The organism is Ensifer soli, assembly GCF_041928815.1.
GTDB lineage: Bacteria > Pseudomonadota > Alphaproteobacteria > Rhizobiales > Rhizobiaceae > JBHFEI01.
Genome location: NZ_JBHFEI010000011.1, coordinates 1 through 18,004, shown reverse-complemented (window position 1 = coordinate 18,004; position 18,004 = coordinate 1). Strand labels below are relative to the sequence as shown.

The window sequence follows — 18,004 nt, the reverse complement described above, 5'->3', positions numbered from 1 at the left end:
CCGGCGCCAAGCCCGGTTCCGGATATGTAGGAGGAGAAGACATGAACGAACGTGACAGAAAATCCTATCTCGCCTCGGTGACGGACCGCTTCGTCCGGGGCGGCATGGACCGCCGCGATTTCCTGCGCACGGCGGCCAAGCTCGGCCTCGGCGCCACCGCGCTCGGCATGGGCTTCGGCAACCGGCCCTTCATGCTGAACCGGGCCGTCGCCCAGGACGCGATGCAGCCCTCGCCGGAGGTCATGGCCTGGCTCAAGGACGTCGCCAAGCCGTTCGCCGGCACGACGCTGAAGCTCGCGACGGAATCGACCCCGCCGTCGAACGCGATCAACTCGCAGCTGAAGAAGTATTTCGAGGAAGCGACCGGCATCAAGGTCGAGATCGAGGTTCTGCCGCTCGAGCAGGTGCTGCAGAAGCTCACCCTCGACGTCGCCTCCTCGCTCGGCACCTACGACCTCTACTACATCGACCAGAGCTGGGCCGCGTCCTTCAGCCAGGACGTCTTCGATCCGCGCGAGCAGATCTCGGAGAAGCCCGACCTCGCCATGCCGAACTACAACATCGACGACTTCCTGCCCGCGCTCGTCGACGGCATCGCCAAGTACGAGGACCGCTGGGTCGGCGTTCCCTACGACATCCCGATCTTCATCATGATCTACCGCAAGGACATCTACGAGAAGCTCGGCCTCAAGGCGCCCACCACCTTCGACGAGCTCTACACCAACTCCGCCGCCATCACCAAGGAGATGGGTCCGAACACCTTCGGCTATGCCGGCCAGATGAAGTCCGGCCACTATGCGCTCGAATGCGAATGGACCTCGATGCTGTGGGGCCATGGCGGCTCGATCTTCAATGCCGACAAGAAGTTCGTCGGCAATGACGAGCAGGGCATCGCCGCGCTCGACTACTACACCAAGCTGAAGGCGATCATGCCCCCGGGCGTCGACCAGTGGACCTGGGACGGCCAGGGCCAGGCGGTCGCGCAAGGGGTCGCCGCCTCGATGCTCTCCTGGGGCGAGTTCTTCCCCTATTTCGACGATGCCAGCCAGACCAAGGTCTCCGGGCTTTGCGAGGCGGTCATCCCGCCGCAGCCGATCGCGCTGCGCAAGCCCTCGGAATGCGGCTTCGGCGAAATCCCCGGCGTCGGCCACCAGGGCGGCTCCTCGCTCGCCGTGTCGAAATATTCGAAGAGCCCCGACGCTGCCTGGATCTTCATGCAGTGGGCGACCTGCGCCGACACGCAGGCCCTCATCACCGTGCTTGGCGGCGGCACCGGCCCGACGCGCACCTCGGTCTATGACGATCCGCGCGTCAAGGCCAATGCCCGCGTCGGCGCCGGCACGACCCGCCACCTGCCGGTCGTGCGCGAGACGATCGACAAGTTCATGGGCTCGGAGCCGGACCTGCCGGAATGGGCGCAGCTCTCCTCCGACACGATCCCCGTCGGCCTCGGCAAGTATTTCGCCGGCAGCTACGGCTCGTCGAAGGAAGCGATGGACGACATCGCCTCGCAGGTCGAGGCCGTGCTGAAGGGCTGATCTGCAACCAAGGCAAGGGGCGCCGTCCGGCGCCCCTTGCCGGAATGAGGGACAAAGGGAGGAGACAAGATGGCAGACAGAAAACCGCTGGTGGCGATCACCGGCGCCAGTTCCGGCATCGGCGAGGCCGTCGCCCGCGCCTTCTCGGCCGCCGGCCATCCGCTGCTGCTGATGGCGCGCCGGCTCGACCGGCTGGAGGCGCTCGGCCTTCCGGACGCGGTGCTGAAGAAGGTCGACGTGCGCGACCGCGATGCGCTCGCCGCCGCCGTCAGGGAGGCGGAGGACGCCTACGGTCCCGTCGACATGATGTTCGCCAATGCCGGCGTCGCCCGCCTCGGCGACATCGCCGCCCAGCCGCCGGAGGACTGGGACGAGATGATCGACATCAACACCAAGGGCGTGATGAACAGCGTCCACGCGGTGATGAACGGCATGATCGCGCGCAAGCACGGCACGCTCGTCATGATGAGCTCGATCGCCGGCCGCAAGGTCTATCCCGACCACACGGTCTATTGCGGCACGAAATTCTTCGTCCACGCGGTGTCGGAGAGCCTGCGCGAATATCTGGCGCCGCACGACGTGCGCGTCATCGTCGTCTCGCCCGGCATCATCGACACCGAGGTGCTCGACGGGGTGAAGGATGAGACGACGCTCGCCAACTACCGGGCGAACAAGGCGGCGATCGGCGGCGGGATTTCGGCCGACATCGTCGCCGAGCTGATCATCGATGCCTATGACAAGCCGCAGCGGGCGATCGTCCAGGAAATCGTCATCACGCCGACACGGCAGAAATACTAACCGTTGCAGCGGCCTTCGCCCGTCGAAGGCCGGCTCTCCCCAAGACATGGAGCAAAGCCTATGGCGACCGTGGACTATCAGCGCATCGGCAAATCCTTCGGCGCCGTCACGATCATGCGCGACATCTCGTTCAGGATCGAGGACCATGAATTCGTCGTCCTGCTCGGGCCGTCGGGCTGCGGCAAGACCACGCTCCTGCGCATGACCGCGGGCCTGGAGACCGTCAGCGAGGGCGACCTCAAGATCGGCGGCAAGCGCGTCAACGACGTGCATCCGCGCGACCGCTCGATCGCGATGGTGTTCCAGAACTACGCGCTCTACCCGACGATGAAGGTCTACGACAACATCGCCTTCTCGCTGGAAGTGGCCAAGGTGCCGCCGGCCGAGATCAGGAAGAAGGTCGAATGGGCGGCGGCGACGCTGAACCTCACCGACTATCTCGGCCGCTACCCGAAGGAGCTTTCCGGCGGCCAGCGCCAGCGCGTCGCCATGGGCCGCGCCATGGTGCGCGAGGCGGAGGTCTTCCTCTTCGACGAGCCGCTGTCGAACCTCGACGCCAAGCTGCGCGCCCATATGCGCACCGAGATCCGGCAATTGCACAACCGGCTGAAGACGACGACGATCTACGTCACCCACGACCAGATCGAGGCGATGACCATGGCGGACAAGATCGTCGTCATGCGCGCCGGCAAGATCGAGCAGATCGGCACGCCCGACGACGTCTACGACCGGCCGGCGAGCAAGTATGTCGCCGACTTCATCGGCTCCTCGGCGATCAATTTCCTCCCCGGGACGGTGGTCTCGGCCGATGGCGCGCCTGCCGTCGACACGGCGACCGGCCGGGTGCCGATCGAGGCCGCGACGACGGCCAAGCCGGGGCAGAAGGTCATCGTCGGCCTGCGTCCGACCGACGTCGTCGTCGAGGCCGGCGGCCCGCTTGCGGCGAAATCCGTGCTGCTCGAACGGCTCGGCCACGACGCGCAGCTCTTCTGCGACGGGCCGGACGGCCGTTTCGTCGCCGTCGTCGACAAGGCGGCGCGCTTCCCGGAAGGCGCCGAGGTGCGCTTCACGGTGCCCACCTCCAAGGTCCACGTCTTCGACGCGACAACCGAAGTCCGCATCTGAGCGTGCGGGCCTGATCCAACCATTTGACACGCTGTGCCGGGCCGCAGATGCCGGGTGCCCAGGAAAGGAATGTTCATGAAATCGCGCTGGTCGGACTCCGAGTTCAACACCGTCGTCGACGCCTATGTCGCCAAGGGCATCAACCGCGACCTCGCCATCCGCACCTACACGACCCGCATCCTCGGCGTCGACCCCGAACTGGTGCTGCATGGCGGCGGCAACACCTCGGTGAAGACCGTGTTCACCGAGATGGACGGTTCCGAAGTCGAGGTGCTCTGCGTCAAGGGCAGCGGCTGGGACATGGGCACGATCGAGCCGCAGGGGCTTCCCGCCGTGCGCCTCGAACCGCTGAAGGCCATGGTCAATTTCGAGACGCTGTCGGATGATGACATGGTCATGCTGCAGCGCCGGCTGCTGATCGATCCGTCCGCGCCGAACCCGTCGGTCGAGGCGATCCTGCACGCGCTGCTGCCGTTCAAGCATATCGACCACACCCATGCCAACGCCATCGTGTCGCTGACCAACCAGCCGAACGGCGAGGCGATCGTGCGCGAACTCTTCCCCGACGCGATCATCGTCCCCTACGTCATGCCCGGCTTCGATCTCGCCAAGGCCTGCGACGCCGCCTTCAAGGCGAACCCCAAGGGCGACGGCATGATCCTGCTGAAGCACGGCATCTTCACCTGGTCGGAGGATCCGCGCACGTCCTATGAGGACATGATCGAGAAGATCGACCGCGCCGAAAAGCGCATCGCCAGGGGCAATCCGAAACCGTTCAAGAGCATCGCCGTTCCGGGCGGCCTCGCATCCGCCGCCGAGATCGCGCCGATCCTGCGCGGCGCGCTCGCCATCGATTCGGGCACCGAGGGCGCGCCGAAGCGCTTCGTCCTTGAACACCGCAGCAGCGACCGGATCCTCGACTTCTGCAACGCGGAAACCGTCGGCAGCCTCGTGCGTCGCGGCAATGCGACGCCCGAGCATGTCATCCACATCAAGCGCTACGGCGTGGCGCTCCCCGCCCCGGAAGCCGGCAAGCTCGATGAATGGAAGGCGATCGTCGCCAAGGCCGTCGCCGACTACGAGGCCGACTACAAGGCCTATTTCGAGCGCAACAATGCCCGCGCCGGCGGCATCAAGCGCATGCTCGACCCGAAGCCCCGCGTCTTCTACGTCGCCGGCGTCGGCCTGTTTGCCGCCGGTGCCGCCCGCAAGAACGCGATCGTCGGCGCCGACGTCGCGGAAGCGACCATCGAGGTGATCAGCAACGCGGAAGGCATCGACGCCTTCGAGGCGCTGTCGGAGGAGGATCTCTTCGACATCGAATACTGGTCGCTCGAACAGGTGAAGCTGACCAAGGTGCAGGAAAAGCCGCTGACCCGGCAGGTGGCGATCGTCACCGGTGCGGCGAGCGGCCTCGGCCTCGCGGTCGCCGAAGCGCTGAAGGCGGAAGGCGCGGAACTGGCGCTCTTCGACATCTCCGAAGAGCCGCTGAAGGCGGCGGCGAAGAAGCTCGGCGGCCTGCCCGTCGTCTGCGACGTCACCGATCCGGCCGCCGTCGACGCGGCGGTGGCGAAGGTCGCGCAGCATTTCGGCGGCGTCGACATCCTGATCTCCAATGCCGGTGCCGCCTTCCAGGGCAGCCTCCTGAAGGTGGACGAGGCGACGTTCCGGAAAGCCTTCGACCTCAACTTCTGGAGCCATCACTATGTCGCCCGCGCCGTCGTGCGCGTGATGGAGACGCAGAAGACCGGCGGCGCGCTCGTCTTCAACGTCTCGAAGCAGGCGGTCAATCCGGGCGCCGATTTCGGCCCCTACGGCACGTCGAAGGCGGCGCTGATGGCGCTGATGCGGCAATATGCGGTGGAGCACGGCGCCTCGGGCATCACCTCCAACGCCGTCAATGCCGACCGCATCCGCACCGGGCTGATGACCGACCAGATGGTCGCCGACCGCTCCAAGGCGCGCGGGCTGACGCCTGAGGACTACATGCGCGGCAACATGCTGAAGCGCGAGGTGACCGGCGCCGACGTCGCCGCCGCCTTCGTCCATCTCGCCAAGGCCCGCACCTCGACCGGCGCCGTCATCACCGTCGACGGCGGCAATGTCGCGGCGATGATGCGCTAGGCGATTGTCCCGCCGAAGCGATCACGCTTCGGCGTCGGACGAGGCGGCAAAGGCAAGGACATGCTCCGGCGGCAGGGCGCGCAGGCGTCCGCCACGGGTCTGCGAAAGGGCAGGCGGGACACCTAAGGCCTCGAGCCGCGGATCCGCCCGATCGCGACAGGTATGCGCGGCACCTTCGGCCGGAGCGGGATCGCTCCGGCGGGAGATGTTTCGAAAACAACGGGAGCATGTCTGCCGATCCCCGTGTCCCGGAACGGGCCTTGCGAAGGAAGGGGGCGTCACCCCCTCCCGTACCCCCGAAACGCGCCGCCGGCATCCCGTCTTGGCCGGCGGCGGCGAACCCTGTAGAAGACGCGGGCGCATGGCCGGGCGGGACGGGAACCGCCGCCATGCGGCGCGTAAAAAAATCTGGCGAAGGACATATCCCCGATGGCAACGATCCTCATCCTCGGCGCGGGCGTCATGGGCTCGGCGCTCGCGGTTCCCGCGAGCGACAATGGTCACACGGTGTTTCTTGCCGGCACGCCGGTCGACGCCCCGGTGATCGCGCGGCTGAAGGAAAAGGGCGGCATCCACCCGAAGCTCGACCGGCCGCTTGCCGACAGCGTCACCATCCTTGCCGACGACGAGGTGACGGCCGACCATGCGGCACGGGCCGACCTGATCATCGTCGGCGTCTCCAGCCCCGGCATCCCCTGGGCGGTGGAGCGGCTCAACGCGCTGCTCACCGTGAAGAAGCCGGTCGCCTTCGTCACCAAGGGGCTCGACCGCGACGGCGACCGCATCGTCACCTATGCCGAGACGCTGCCAGCCCGGATCGCCAACATGGCGGCCTTCATCGGCATCGGCGGGCCCTGCATCGCCAAGGAACTGTCGAACCGGTTTGCGACGCTCAGCGTCTATTCCTGCCGCGACATCGAGGCGGCGCGCGCCGCCGCCAGCCTGATGCGCGCGCCCTATTACCGCCTTGCGGTGACGCAGGACGCGACCGGCGTCGAGGCCTGCGCCGCGCTGAAGAATTTCTTCGCCATCGGCGTCAGCGCCATGCAGACGCGCTATCCGGACAGCACACGACCCGACGGCCAGTCGAAGAACCCGACGGCGGGCGCCTTCAACCAGGCGGCGCAGGAAATGGCGTCGCTCTGCGAGAGGATCGGCGGTACCCGCGCCACCGCCTTCGACCTCGCGGGCTTGGGCGACCTGCACGTGACCGTCGGCGGCGGCCGCAACAGCCGGCTCGGCCATGCGCTCGGCCGCGGCCGGACGATCCCCGACGTGATGTCCGCCGAGCTCGCCGGCGAGACGGTGGAAGGCATCGACACGGCGAAGGTCGTCGTCTCGCTGCTCGGCCAGATCGAGGGCTCCGCCACGGCGTTTCCGCTGGCGACCGCGATCACCGATGCGGTGACAGGCGACGGAAAACTCGAGTTCGACTTCGGCCGGCTGTTTTCCTGGTGAGCGGCGGACGGCCTATCCCGTATATTCCATGATGCTGAGCCCGGCATTGAAATCCGTCGCGTAGACGATGCCGTTGCGGTCGACGGAGACGTCGGCGGAATGGAGCACGCGGGCGCGGTTCGGGCGGGGATCGATCATCGTCGCGGGGGCCGGCGGCACGCAGGCGCCGACTTCTTCCGGGCGGAACGGATCGCTTATGTCGTAGGCGCGCACGCCGGCATTCTGGTAGGTGACGAAGATCAGCTCCTCGCTGACGAAGGTGCCGGGGCGGTTCTCATGGATGTTGTGCGGGCCGAAATGGCCGCCGACGGCGTGGTAGTCGCGATCCTTGGGCGCGGGGCAGGTGGAAATGCTGATCGGGTTGCCCTTCACCTGGTTGTCGAAGATCCAGACCGGCTTGAACCCGTCCTCGCCATGGTCGAGCACCGTCTCGTCGACGACGACGAGCAGGTTGCGGTTGACGAGGGGCAGGGCATTGTGCGTGCCGCCGCCGAAGGGCGGCGACCAGACTTTTCGCGCGATCAGTTTCGGGGCGTGCCGGTCCGAGACGTCGACGATGGCGAGGCAGGCGTCGCGCCAGCTGCAATAGGCGATGTCGCCGTCGACGATCGGGTGGTGCAGGCCGAAGCGCCCCGACGGCAGCGGCCAGTCCGGCACCTCGCCGGCAGCCGCGTTCATGCCGGGCAGCCAGAATGTTCCGGCGAGCAGCGGCTTCTCGGGATCGGCCATGTCGATGGTGATCAGCATATAGTCGGTGAAGCCGTCGAGCAGCGCGGAGGCATAGGCCCAGCGCCCGCCGGTGTACCAGATGCGGTGAAGGCCGGCGCCTTCGACCGGCATGAAGCCGATCCGGCGGGGCCGGTCCGGTACCGAAATATCGTAGACCGCCATGCCGGCCGACCAGTCGCGCCCTGCGGGCTTCGCCGCCGCATGGGACGAGACCGTGCCCTTGTAATAGGCTTTCTCGTCGGCCATCTCGGCCTGCGCGAACATGTCCTTGTTGTGGATGACGAGGAGCAGGTCCTCATGGGTCTGCAGGTGCAGCGTCCAGGTGTTCGGTGGCGCGGGTACGAAGCCGGCCGGTCGCGGACGGCGCGGATCGCGGACGTCGACGATGCTGAAGCCCTTGGAAAAAATGTGGCCGACATAGGCATAGCCGCGATGCACCATCAGCTGGACCCCGTCCGGCCGGCCCCCCTGATCGGAATGGCCGATGAGGCGCATGTTGCGCTGATGGGTCGGCACGGGCAGGTCGTCGGTCATTGGGGTTCCTCATCGACATCGAATGGGCTGCGGGATATCGCCTTGGCATGCAAATCGCTCAGAGTCCCGGCGTGCCGCTGATCCTTTCAAGCGTCCCTCGTCGGCAATCTCGCCATCTATGACCGCGTCGAGAAACGCAGCGTTCTCGACGTCCTCCTTGCCGATGAACCAGGAGACGTAGACGTTGCCGTCCTCGAAGACGCGGATCTCGATACGGGCACCTACGATCGTCGCAGTGACGTCAACGCGCTCCCCGATGTGGCGTTCGAGGAAGCCACGGATCTGCTCATCGTCACGCCGCGTCAGGATTCGAAACAAGGCGCGTGACGCGAAACCGGGCTCGGGCCCATGGAAACGGTCACTTCCGATGCCGGACCTCGCCGGCTTCGGGATGGAATGTCTCCCGATCCGCGAGAGGCGGAAAACCCCTCCCCGTCCGAGGCCAGACGGACGGGGAGGGGCGGCGCGGTTCAGATGGCGGTTTCCGCCACATGCGCCGGGTGGAACAGGCGGGTGCGGCCGGCGGCCTTCGCCTCGTTGTCGAAGACGGTGCCCTTCGGCGCCGAGACGACTTCGAGCTGGAGCCCCCAGGGCGCCATGAAATAGCACCAGGTGAGTCCGAGATTCGGGCCTTCGGTATAGGCGGTCGGCTCGCCGAGCACCTTCACGCCGTTCTCCTTGAGGAAGGCGATCGCCGCGTCCATGTCGTCGACATAGAAGGCGAGGTGGTGGCCGCCGATGTCGCTGTTCTTCAGCGGCACCTTCACCTGGTCCGGGGCGTCATATTCGAACACCTCCAGATTGGTGCCGTTGCCGAGGCGCACATAGCGGAATTCCTTGATGACGCAGCGCGGATCGACGTTCAGATGCACCTTCATCCAGTCGTCGGAAGCGCCGAAATTCTTCGCCGCCGTGTAGAGCACCTCCGCGCCGAGGATGTTGACGAAGAAGTCGCAGGCCTCGTTGATGTCGGGCACGGTGAAGCCGATGTGCTCCATGCCGCGCATACCGGGGATTGGCATAGTCTGTCTCCTCTCTTTGCTGTTGCGAAGACCCGGCCGGCTCCTCCTGAACCGGCGCGGGTCCCGTCATGGCTTACTGGTATTTCTGCGAGAATTCGCTGAGCGCGGCATACTGGCCGGATTTCGCGATCGCCTCGTAGATGCCGCGATAGATGTCGTGCTGCTCGCCGTAGAGGGTCTGCAGCTTCGGGTTCGGCTCGAAGGTGCTTTCGACCTGCACCATGGCGTCGACCGCCTCGTGGATGCTCGAAAACGCGCCGGACCCATAGGCGCCGAGGATGGCGGCGCCGAGCGCCGTGCATTCCCGCTCCTTCGTCACCGTGCTCGGCACGCCGATCACGTCGGTCATGATCTGGGCGAAGCCGGCCGACTTGGTGCCGCCGCCGGTGAGCCGGAAGTCGGTGATGCCGCCCTCGACATCCGACTGGAAGCTGTCGAACACCATCTTCATCTCATGGGCGCAGCCTTCGAGCAGCGCCCGGATCAGGTCGTGGCGCTCGTGATAGAGGCCAAGCCCGAGGAAGGCGCCGCGGGCGACCGCGTCGTAATAGGGCGTGACCTGGCTCGCCATGAAGGAGTGGAACATCGCGCCGTTGGCGCCGGGCTTCGAGCGCGCCGCCTGCTCGACCATCACCGCATAGGGGCTGGTGCCGCGCTGGCTGCTCTCGTCGGTCTCGTTGCGGCCGAGCTTGTCGCGCCACCAGCGCAACGACGCGCCGAGCGCGAAGGCGCCGCCCTCGATGTCCCAGGCGCCGGGCACGCCATGCCCGCCCCACCAGAGCTTGTTGCCCTTGATCTTCGAGACGTCGTCGAGATGGGCGACCATGACGCCGGACGTGCCGACGGTGAATTCGGCCATGCCCTGCTTGATGACGCCGGCGCCGATCGCAGCGCATTGCTGGTCGCCGGCGCCGCGGCAGAGGATCAGGCCCTCCGGCAGGCCGGTCGCCTCCGCCGCCGCCTTCGACAGGCGGCCCGCCATGGTGGCGGGCGTGCCGACCGGCGGCAGCCGGTCGCGGCCGATGCCGCAGACGTCGAGGATGCGGTCGCTCCAGTCGAGCTGCGCGATGTCCATCATGCCGTTCAGCGTCAGCGAGGCGGGGTCCGTCGCCCAGTCCTCGGCGCCCATCCGCCACAGGAAGAATTCCTGGCCGTTGACGAACCAGCGCGTCTTCTCGAACAGGTCCTGCCGGTTTTCGCGCAGCCAGATGATCTTGGCGGCGGCCCAGAGCGGGCTGATCGCCATGCCGGTGTGCTTCTGGTGCTCTTCGGGCGTGAAGGCGGCGTGGATCGCCTCGACGCTCTTGAGCGCCCGGCCGCAGTTCCAGACGAGCGAATTCATCAGCGGCACGCGGTCCGCGTCGACGATGCCGAAGGTGCCGCGCTGGCTGGAGAGGCCGACCGAATGATAGGCCTCCTTCGGCAGGTCCGCCTTGGCGACCGCCTGCTTCGTCGCCGCGCAGATCCCCTCCCAGACCTCGTCGAGGCTCTGCTCGATCCAGCCCGGCTGCGGCGAGGAACATGTGTATTCCTGGTAGCCCTGGCCGACCGCATTGCCCTTCTCGTCGAAGATGATGACCATGCAGCCCGTCGTGCCGGCATCGATGCCGACGAAAACCCTGTTAACCCCCGACGCCATATGTCCTCCCGTCAGAATTTCCTCGAAGCGGGCCGGCGCGTTGCGCGCGGCATCCGCTGGTCCCGTCCTTCATGCACCCGGAGCGGGCTCCGGGCCATCCTTTTCCGCCTCCGCCAGCCATCGCGTGAACAGCGCGAGGAAGGTGAGCCGCCGCTGCGTCATCGCCTCGGAAAATCCGGCGAGCTTTTCCGCCTTGACGGCGAGCACGTCCTCGTCCTCGGCGCGCACCGTGACGGTCGCGATCGCCTGGCGCGTGTCGCCGTCGCCGGCCCAGTCCTCGTCGACGGTAAAGCCGAGGCGGGACATCGGGCGCGGAAAGGTCGCGTCGAGCCGCTGCGGCCCGTCCGGTCCCTGAAGGCGCACCCGGCAGTGCAGGTCGATGACGCCCGCCTCGCGGATCATCGCCTTCAACGCGTCCGGCATCGAGCCCGCGACCGGCATGCCGGCGGCGAAATCGCCCTCCACCAGTTCGATGACGGCGTCGTGCCCCATCCTGCGCAGGAGATCGCGCAGGATCAGGTGCTTGGCCGTGCAGGCGCCCTCGTTGTTGACGAGCGCCGTCAGCGGCCGCCGGTCGGCGACCGAGCGATAGGGGATCGCCTGGACCGCGCGATAGGCCTCGACGAGCCCGGCCTTGCCGTCCGAGCGCACATGGCGCGCGCGGAAGGCGTCGAGGGCGGCGGTGTAGTCGCTCCCCTCGGAAACAGGCGCCTCAGAAATAGGCATGTCCGTCCTTGGCGTCGAAGACGTGCCACTTGCTGCGGTTGACCGTCAGGTAGCAGGTCTCGCCCGGCTTCCCGGAAAATTCCGGCGCGGTCTTCACCCGGACGCGGCAGTCGGCCAGCGAAACGTCGACCAGCATGTCGCCGCCGAGCAGCTCGTTGACGAAGATGTTGCCGGTGATCGACGGCTCGGCCGGCTTCTCCATGCTGATCGCCATGGCGTCCGGGCGCACGCCCATGCGCGCCGTGCCGCCCTTCGCGGAGCCGTTCAGCTGGCGCGCCTGGCCGGCGAGCAGCGGAATGTCGAAATTGCTGTGGCGCAGCGCCACCTCCTCGCCGCGCGCGACGATGTCGCAGGTGAGGAAGTTCATCGCCGGCTCGCCGACGAAGCCCGCCACCCAGGCATTGACCGGGTGGTTGAAGATCTCCGACGGCGTGCCCCACTGCTGTAGCTCGCCGTCATGCATGACGGCGATGTAGTCGGCCATCGACAGCGCCTCGAGCTGGTCGTGGGTGACGTAGATCATCGTCGTGCCGAGCGTGCGCTGCAGGTGCTTGATCTCGCCGCGCATATGGGCGCGCAGCTTCGCGTCGAGGTGGGCGATCGGCTCGTCGAACAGGAAGAGCTTCGGCTCGCGCACGATGGCGCGACCGATGGCGACGCGCTGCTTCTGGCCGCCGGAAAGCTCGTGCGGGCGGCGGTCGAGCAGGTGGGCGATCTCGAGCAGCTTCGCCGCGCCGTTGACCCGGTCCTTGATCGTGGCGTCGGAGGCCTTGCGCAGCCGGAGCGGGTTGGCGATGTTCTCGTAGACCGACTTGTGCGGGTAGAGCGCGTAGTTTTCGAACACCATGGCGACGTCGCGGTCCTTCGGCGCGAGGTCGTTGATGCGCTGGCTGTCGAAGTGGATGTCGCCGGCGCTGATATGTTCGAGACCGGCGATCATGCGCATCGTCGACGACTTGCCGCAGCCGGACGGCCCGAGGATCGAGACGAAGCTGCCGTCCGGGCAGGTGATGTTCAGGTTTTTCACCGCCGGCGTCTCGCCGTAATATTTCCAGACGTTCCTGATGGTGACGGATGCCATGTCATTCCTCCGAGATGTGGGACGGATCGCCCGCCCGCGCGGCCTTGCGCGCGGGGGTCGGGCGTCGCGGTCATTCCTTGACGGCGCCCATGGTGAGGCCGGTGACGAGATATTTGCGGATGACGAGGCCGAGCGCCATCATCGGCAGGGTGGTGACGACGCCGGCCGCCATGATCGCGCCCCACTGGATGTTCTGCGGCTGCACCAGCTCGCGGGTCGCGACGGGCAGCGTCTTGGCGCCGCCCGAGCCGATGATCGCGGCGAAGAGGAAGTCGTTCCAGGCAAAGAGGATGCAGAGCACGACGAAGGCGCCGATGCCGGGGGCGACGAGCGGCAGGATCGAGCGGAAGGCCTGGAAGCGCGTCGCGCCGTCGACCATCTGCGCCTCCTCGATGGCGAAGGGCACGTTGTCGAAGAAGCCCTTGAGGATCCAGATGGCAAAGGGCAGGTTGAAGGTGGTGTAGGCGAGGATCAGGCCCGGCAGCGTGCCGACGAGGTCGAGCGAGCGGAAGATCGAATAGAGCGGCACCATGACGGCGACGACCGGCGCCATGCGGGTGGAGATGATCCAGAAAAACAGGTCCGACTTGCCGCGGAAGTCGACGCGCGACAGCGAATAGGCGGCAAGCGAGCCGAAGATGACCGAGATGACGGCCGAGCCGCCGGCCGCGATCAGGCTGTTGGCGATGTAGGTGCCGAAATTGTTGTCGTAGAACAGGCTCTGGTAGTGCTTCAGCGTCGGGGTGAACTCGAAGAAGATGCCGATGTTCGACCAGTCGCCCACCGCCGGCAGCTTGAAGGCCTCCAGGAGATCCTTGAACGAGGAGACGAACATCACCAGGAAGGGCAGGAGCGTCCAGATGAGGTAGAGCGTGACGAAGGCGACGGCGAGGATGCGCGCGAGCTTCGTGAAGGGTGTTTCGTAGGAAACGACGTCGCGGGATGCCATGGTCGGTCAGCTCCTGCCGGCTTTGGGATTTTCGAAGACGCGGACAAGGATCTTGCCCAGGATGATGGTGACGAGGAGGAGCGTCAGCGCGATGGCCGCACCCCGGCCGAGCTTGAAGAACTTGAAGGCCACTTCGAAGAGGTAGACCGGCAGGATCTTGGTGGCGCTGCCCGGGCCGCCGCCGGTGAGCACCAGCAGGCTGTCGATGAAGCGGAAATTGTCCATGAAGCGCAGGAGCACGGCGATCAAGAGCACCGGATAGAGGTTCGGCAGGGTGATGGCGAAGAAGTTGCGCAGGGGCGAGGCGCCGTCGACCATGTTCGCCTCGAGCTGGTCGCGCGGCACCCGCTTCAGGCCGGCGAGCGCGATCAGCGTGATCAGCGGCGTCCACTGCCAGACGTCGACGATGATGACGGCGAAGAGGGCGGTGTCGGCGCGCGCCAGGATCGAGGCGCTGTCGAGGATGCCGACGCTCTGCATCAGCCAGTGATACCAGCCGAAGGTGCCGTTGTAGAGGAAGAGCCAGAGCAGGCCCGCGACGGCCGGCGCCATCATCATCGGCATCAGCAGCGCGGTGACGAGGAAGCGCTCGTATTTCGAGCTGTTGACGACGACGGCGAGCAGGACGCCGATGCCGAGCTGCAGCGCGAGGCAGATGACGCTGTATTTCAGCAGAAGGATCCAGCCGTTGATGAAGCGGGCGTCGCTGAACAGGCGGATATAGTTGTCGAGGCCGACCCATTCGCCGCCGCCGATGTCGACGTCCTGCAGCGACAGGAAGATCAGCCAGAAGAACGGATAGAGCGAGATGAAGGCGAGGATCGCGATCGCCGGCGCCATCAGGTAGAAATAGTAGCGCTTCGGCGCCGGCGGATTGAAGCTGCGCGGGGTTTCCGCCACCGCGCCGATCGGCCGGGCCTCGACCTCGACGGAATGGGACCTTGCCCGGAAAAGCTGTGCCGCGACATCCTGCGCGACGGGGGACATATGCGATGTGTCGGTCATGGAGGTTCGCTCTCGCCAGCGCCGTGTCTGCCTGTGGCCAGATATCAGCAATGCATGGGGCAGGGGCCGGCAGCGGCGCGAAGGCGGCTGCCGGCCGGGACGGGTCAGGCGCGCATCAGGCGCCGTTGAGCTCGTCGATCTGCGTCTTCAGCGACTGGGCCGTCTCCTGCGGCGACATCTCGCCGGTGAGCATGCGCTGGGTCTCCGACGCGATCAGCGAGTGGTACTCGTTGGCTTCCGGGATCTTCGGCCCGAGGACGAAGTTCGGGTCCTGGATGCCGACGCCGTAGGCCGCCTCGAAGGTCAGCGCATTCGGCATCTTGCTCGGACGCTTCTGCGCTTCCTTGACTTCCGGCATGTCGAGCACGGACTGGCGGGTCGGCGTGCCGCCGAGGCCCTTCAGAACGTCGAACTGCAGCTGCCGCGAGGTCGACCAGATGGCGAAGAGATAGGCCGCGCGCTGCAGGTCCTCGGAGGCGTTCTTGTTGATGCCGATGCCGCCGATGCCGCAGTTCGTGCCGTGGACGGCCTCGCCGCCGTTCTTGATCCAGCTCGCCTCGCCCTTCGGGCACAGCGCATAGGCCGTCTTGCCGCCGGCCGCGCGCGAGGTCTTCTCGTCTTCCACCGATGCGGCGAACTCGTGATACTGCACCTGCATGGCGATGTTGCCGGACTGGTAGACGGTGTTGAGCTCCAGCGTGCCGTTCGCCAGGTTGTCCGGATGGGACACGTCGGCGAGTGCCTTGAACTGCTCGAGCATCAGCACCGACTGCTCGTCGCCCCAGTTGCTCGGACCCGGCTCCTTCGAGCCCAGCTTGTCGTCGACGTTGAAGTCGGTCCAGCGGCCGTGCGAGAACATCAGGCGCTGAATGTCGAGCTGGGTCGTCCAGGCGAACGAGCCCTGGTGCTGGGCGTAGCCGTAGGGCACGTCCGCGCCGCCTTCCTTCAGCTTCTTGAAGAAGGTGGCGTAGTCGAGCACGTTCTTCCAGGTCGTGTCCGGCGTGAATTCGAGGCGGTAGCCGTATTCGGCCTCGAAGTCCTTCGAATGGGCCTCGAACAGGTCCTGGCGGTAGAAGGTGACCGGGATCGCCGCGTCATAGGGAAGCGCGATGACCTTGTCGGCGCTGTAGAAGCGGCCGCAGGCGTTGAGGAAGTTGGCGACCCAGGCATTGTCGCCATAGCCGTCCGGATCCTGCGGCAGCGTGTCGTCGCCGAAGAGCGGCGTCAGGTCGGCGTAGAAGTCGGCGAAGGGCGCGCCGATCGGCTTGTCCTGCACGTAGTTGAGGATGTAGTCCGACTTGCCCGAGCGCAGGTCGATGCCGGCCTTCTGCTGGACGACCGGCAGGTCGTCGGTCAGGACCTCGACCGTGATGCCGGTCAGGTCGTAGAAGGCCTTGATGTTGTCGCGGATGGCGAAGGAGGGGGGCGTGTTTTCCGACAGGAAGGTCAGCTTCGAGCCCGAATACTGCTTCCACTTGGCGTCGTCGGACGAGGCCGCCTGGACCCGCGTGCTCATGATCGTCGAATTCAGGCCGACGGCGAGCGAACCCATGCCGAGCGCGGTGGCCGCGGAGCCGCCCAGCTCCAGGAAACGCCGGCGGCTGATGGTGTTGTACAATGCATTCTTAGGCTTGTGGAACATCGATCTCTCTCCCTTGAGGCTGCGGCACGGCAGCCATCTCCACCTTTCGGCCCTGCTCGCGGCTCGCCCGACCGGCTCCTCTTCCGGCAACGCGCGACCCCTCTGGCAAGCAGAGCCAGACACTATCGTAGGTCGGGGCGATCTGTAAATTATTTTCTTCATGTGTTTGAAAGATTTTCCACCCTTGTGTTTGCCGGCGCTCACACGCATCCGGGGAAAACGATAGAAACTTCGCCTTTTCACAGGCTTGGGCGTGATTTGACCCTGTTTCCACGCAAAAAAAAGTTTTCATGAATATGCCGGTTCCGCAAGCAATGGCAGGGCATTGCCGCGCAATACTGGCAAACGCCAGTATATCGTGAAAATTTTTACATGAGCCCGTCGCGGCCGGCGCTCACGGCTGGCGCGTCAGCGCGGCGCCCGTCGCCTGAAGTGCCGCCGCGGTCGCCGCGCCCTTGCGGAACAGCGCGCCGACATAGAGGAGATCGACGAGAAAGAGCTGGCCGATGCGGCCGGAAAGCGCCGCGCCCTCGGCAAGCCCGCCGCCCGTGCCGGCGGTCGCCAGCACGATCGCCGCAGACTGCGCGATGGCGCTGCCGGCCCGGCCCGTCAGGGCGATCGTCGCCGCGCCCGAGATGCCGGCCAGCGCCAGCGCCTCGGCGACGCTGCCCGGTGCGCCCTCGTGCGACAGGCCGATCGCGACGTCGCCCTCGCCGAGCGTCGCGGCGACGATGGTCTGCGTGTAGCCGTCGCAGCAGGCCGAGGCGTCGAAGCCGGCCTTGACGAACATGTGGGCCGCCGCGTCGGCGATCGCCGCCGCCCCGCCGATGCCCATGAAGACGATGCGCCGCGCCGCGGCAAGCCGCGCGACCGCCGTCTCCAGGAGCTCCGTGTCGGCGCGCCGCCGCGTGTCGTCGATGCCGTCGACGAGCAGGCCCGCCAGCGCCGCGCCGGTGTCGACCAGCGATGCGTCCGCGTCGATCCCGTCGGCGGCGGCAGCCGGGCGCCGTTCGCCGGCGAGCGACAGCTTCATGTCGGGATAGCCGTCATAGCCGAGCGCGCGACTGACGCGGCTGATCGTCGCCTCGCTGACGCCGAGCGTGCGGCCGAGCTCGGTGATCGAGGAATCGAGCCGCCCGCCGGCCCTGTCGCGCAGGAAATCGGCCACCACCTTCTCCGAGCGCCGCAGCGTCGCGTAGCGCGCGGCGATCCGCCCCGCCAGGTCCCCGCCGCCGGAACCGGCCGCCCTCCATCGCTCGTTCGTCATCCCCGCGCCTTCCCGGCCGCGCGCCGCGCGGCCTCCCTCCCCGTCGCCGTACAGGAAAGAAATTTTCTAGTTTTTGCCGGACGTCAAGAAAAATGCGAAGGCGGGAGCGTCGATGCCCGGCGTGATCCGGCACCCGCAGGCGGGCAAGACCCCATTTCAATTTATAAAACAGGTCATTGAGACCGGATCGGCGACGAAAGTGCCGTCGCGGCGGATTGCCCGCCGCGCGCGCCGATCTGAAGGAAATTTTCTCGACAGGTTTCGAAGGCGATGGTACAGAGGTGACGAGACAAGAACGTGGCAATGACGGGAGAAAGTTTTGATGGCAGGAGAGACGAGGCATCCGAATGCGCCGTCGCGTGCGTTG

General features: G+C 66.5%; 16 protein-coding genes. 5 read left to right on the top strand and 11 right to left on the bottom strand.

Features of this window, described 5'->3' with window-relative positions; translation table 11 throughout:
* The first annotated feature begins 41 nt into the window (after positions 1–41).
* The 5 genes from ACEVQ6_RS16835 (at position 42) to ACEVQ6_RS16815 (ending at position 7,043) form a co-directional block, all read left to right on the top strand.
* Positions 42–1,538 carry an ABC transporter substrate-binding protein gene (locus ACEVQ6_RS16835; protein WP_374890191.1) on the top strand — a complete coding sequence of 499 codons (1,497 nt, stop codon included), beginning with the start codon at positions 42–44 and terminating at the stop codon, positions 1,536–1,538.
* A 69-nt stretch (positions 1,539–1,607) separates the two neighbouring features.
* Positions 1,608–2,336, top strand: a complete 729-nt coding sequence (locus ACEVQ6_RS16830; RefSeq protein WP_374890190.1) for an SDR family oxidoreductase — start codon at positions 1,608–1,610, stop codon at positions 2,334–2,336.
* Between the two features lie 60 nt (positions 2,337–2,396).
* Positions 2,397–3,461, top strand: coding sequence for an ABC transporter ATP-binding protein (locus tag ACEVQ6_RS16825; protein ID WP_374890189.1), 1,065 nt, complete (start codon positions 2,397–2,399; stop codon positions 3,459–3,461).
* 75 nt (positions 3,462–3,536) lie between these two features.
* Positions 3,537–5,585 (top strand): bifunctional aldolase/short-chain dehydrogenase, encoded by a 2,049-nt coding sequence (locus ACEVQ6_RS16820; RefSeq protein WP_374890188.1) that lies wholly within the window; start codon positions 3,537–3,539, stop codon positions 5,583–5,585.
* Between the two features lie 429 nt (positions 5,586–6,014).
* Positions 6,015–7,043 carry a glycerol-3-phosphate dehydrogenase gene (locus ACEVQ6_RS16815; RefSeq protein WP_374890187.1) on the top strand — a complete coding sequence of 343 codons (1,029 nt, stop codon included), beginning with the start codon at positions 6,015–6,017 and terminating at the stop codon, positions 7,041–7,043.
* 12 nt (positions 7,044–7,055) lie between these two features.
* On the opposite strand, the gene ACEVQ6_RS16810 is transcribed toward ACEVQ6_RS16815, so the two are convergent.
* From ACEVQ6_RS16810 to ACEVQ6_RS16760, 11 genes are all read right to left on the bottom strand, one after another.
* Positions 7,056–8,306, bottom strand: a complete 1,251-nt coding sequence (locus ACEVQ6_RS16810; RefSeq protein ID WP_374890186.1) for an LVIVD repeat-containing protein — start codon at positions 8,304–8,306, stop codon at positions 7,056–7,058.
* Positions 8,307–8,315: 9 nt separating this feature from the next.
* Positions 8,316–8,624, bottom strand: coding sequence for a hypothetical protein (locus ACEVQ6_RS16805; protein WP_374890185.1), 309 nt, complete (start codon positions 8,622–8,624; stop codon positions 8,316–8,318).
* A 152-nt stretch (positions 8,625–8,776) separates the two neighbouring features.
* Positions 8,777–9,328 (bottom strand): VOC family protein, encoded by a 552-nt coding sequence (locus tag ACEVQ6_RS16800; protein ID WP_374890184.1) that lies wholly within the window; start codon positions 9,326–9,328, stop codon positions 8,777–8,779.
* A gap of 73 nt (positions 9,329–9,401) precedes the next feature.
* Complete coding sequence (locus tag ACEVQ6_RS16795; RefSeq protein WP_374890183.1) at positions 9,402–10,967, bottom strand: FGGY-family carbohydrate kinase; 1,566 nt, start codon at positions 10,965–10,967, stop codon at positions 9,402–9,404.
* A 69-nt stretch (positions 10,968–11,036) separates the two neighbouring features.
* Positions 11,037–11,693 carry a hypothetical protein gene (locus ACEVQ6_RS16790; RefSeq protein ID WP_374890181.1) on the bottom strand — a complete coding sequence of 219 codons (657 nt, stop codon included), beginning with the start codon at positions 11,691–11,693 and terminating at the stop codon, positions 11,037–11,039.
* Complete coding sequence (locus tag ACEVQ6_RS16785) at positions 11,680–12,774, bottom strand: ABC transporter ATP-binding protein (protein WP_374890180.1); 1,095 nt, start codon at positions 12,772–12,774, stop codon at positions 11,680–11,682. The genes ACEVQ6_RS16790 and ACEVQ6_RS16785 overlap by 14 nt, the downstream gene beginning before the upstream one ends.
* Before the next feature lie 70 nt (positions 12,775–12,844).
* Positions 12,845–13,723: a carbohydrate ABC transporter permease gene (locus ACEVQ6_RS16780; RefSeq protein WP_374890179.1), complete on the bottom strand. Its 879-nt coding sequence runs from the start codon at positions 13,721–13,723 to the stop codon at positions 12,845–12,847.
* 6 nt (positions 13,724–13,729) lie between these two features.
* Positions 13,730–14,728 (bottom strand): carbohydrate ABC transporter permease, encoded by a 999-nt coding sequence (locus ACEVQ6_RS16775; protein WP_374890178.1) that lies wholly within the window; start codon positions 14,726–14,728, stop codon positions 13,730–13,732.
* Between the two features lie 115 nt (positions 14,729–14,843).
* Positions 14,844–16,370 carry an extracellular solute-binding protein gene (locus tag ACEVQ6_RS16770; RefSeq protein ID WP_374890177.1) on the bottom strand — a complete coding sequence of 509 codons (1,527 nt, stop codon included), beginning with the start codon at positions 16,368–16,370 and terminating at the stop codon, positions 14,844–14,846.
* A 394-nt stretch (positions 16,371–16,764) separates the two neighbouring features.
* Positions 16,765–17,637 carry a MurR/RpiR family transcriptional regulator gene (locus tag ACEVQ6_RS16765; RefSeq protein WP_374890176.1) on the bottom strand — a complete coding sequence of 291 codons (873 nt, stop codon included), beginning with the start codon at positions 17,635–17,637 and terminating at the stop codon, positions 16,765–16,767.
* 173 nt (positions 17,638–17,810) lie between these two features.
* The coding region (locus tag ACEVQ6_RS16760) for a hypothetical protein (RefSeq protein ID WP_374890175.1) at positions 17,811–18,004 on the bottom strand (194 nt) is incomplete at its 5' end.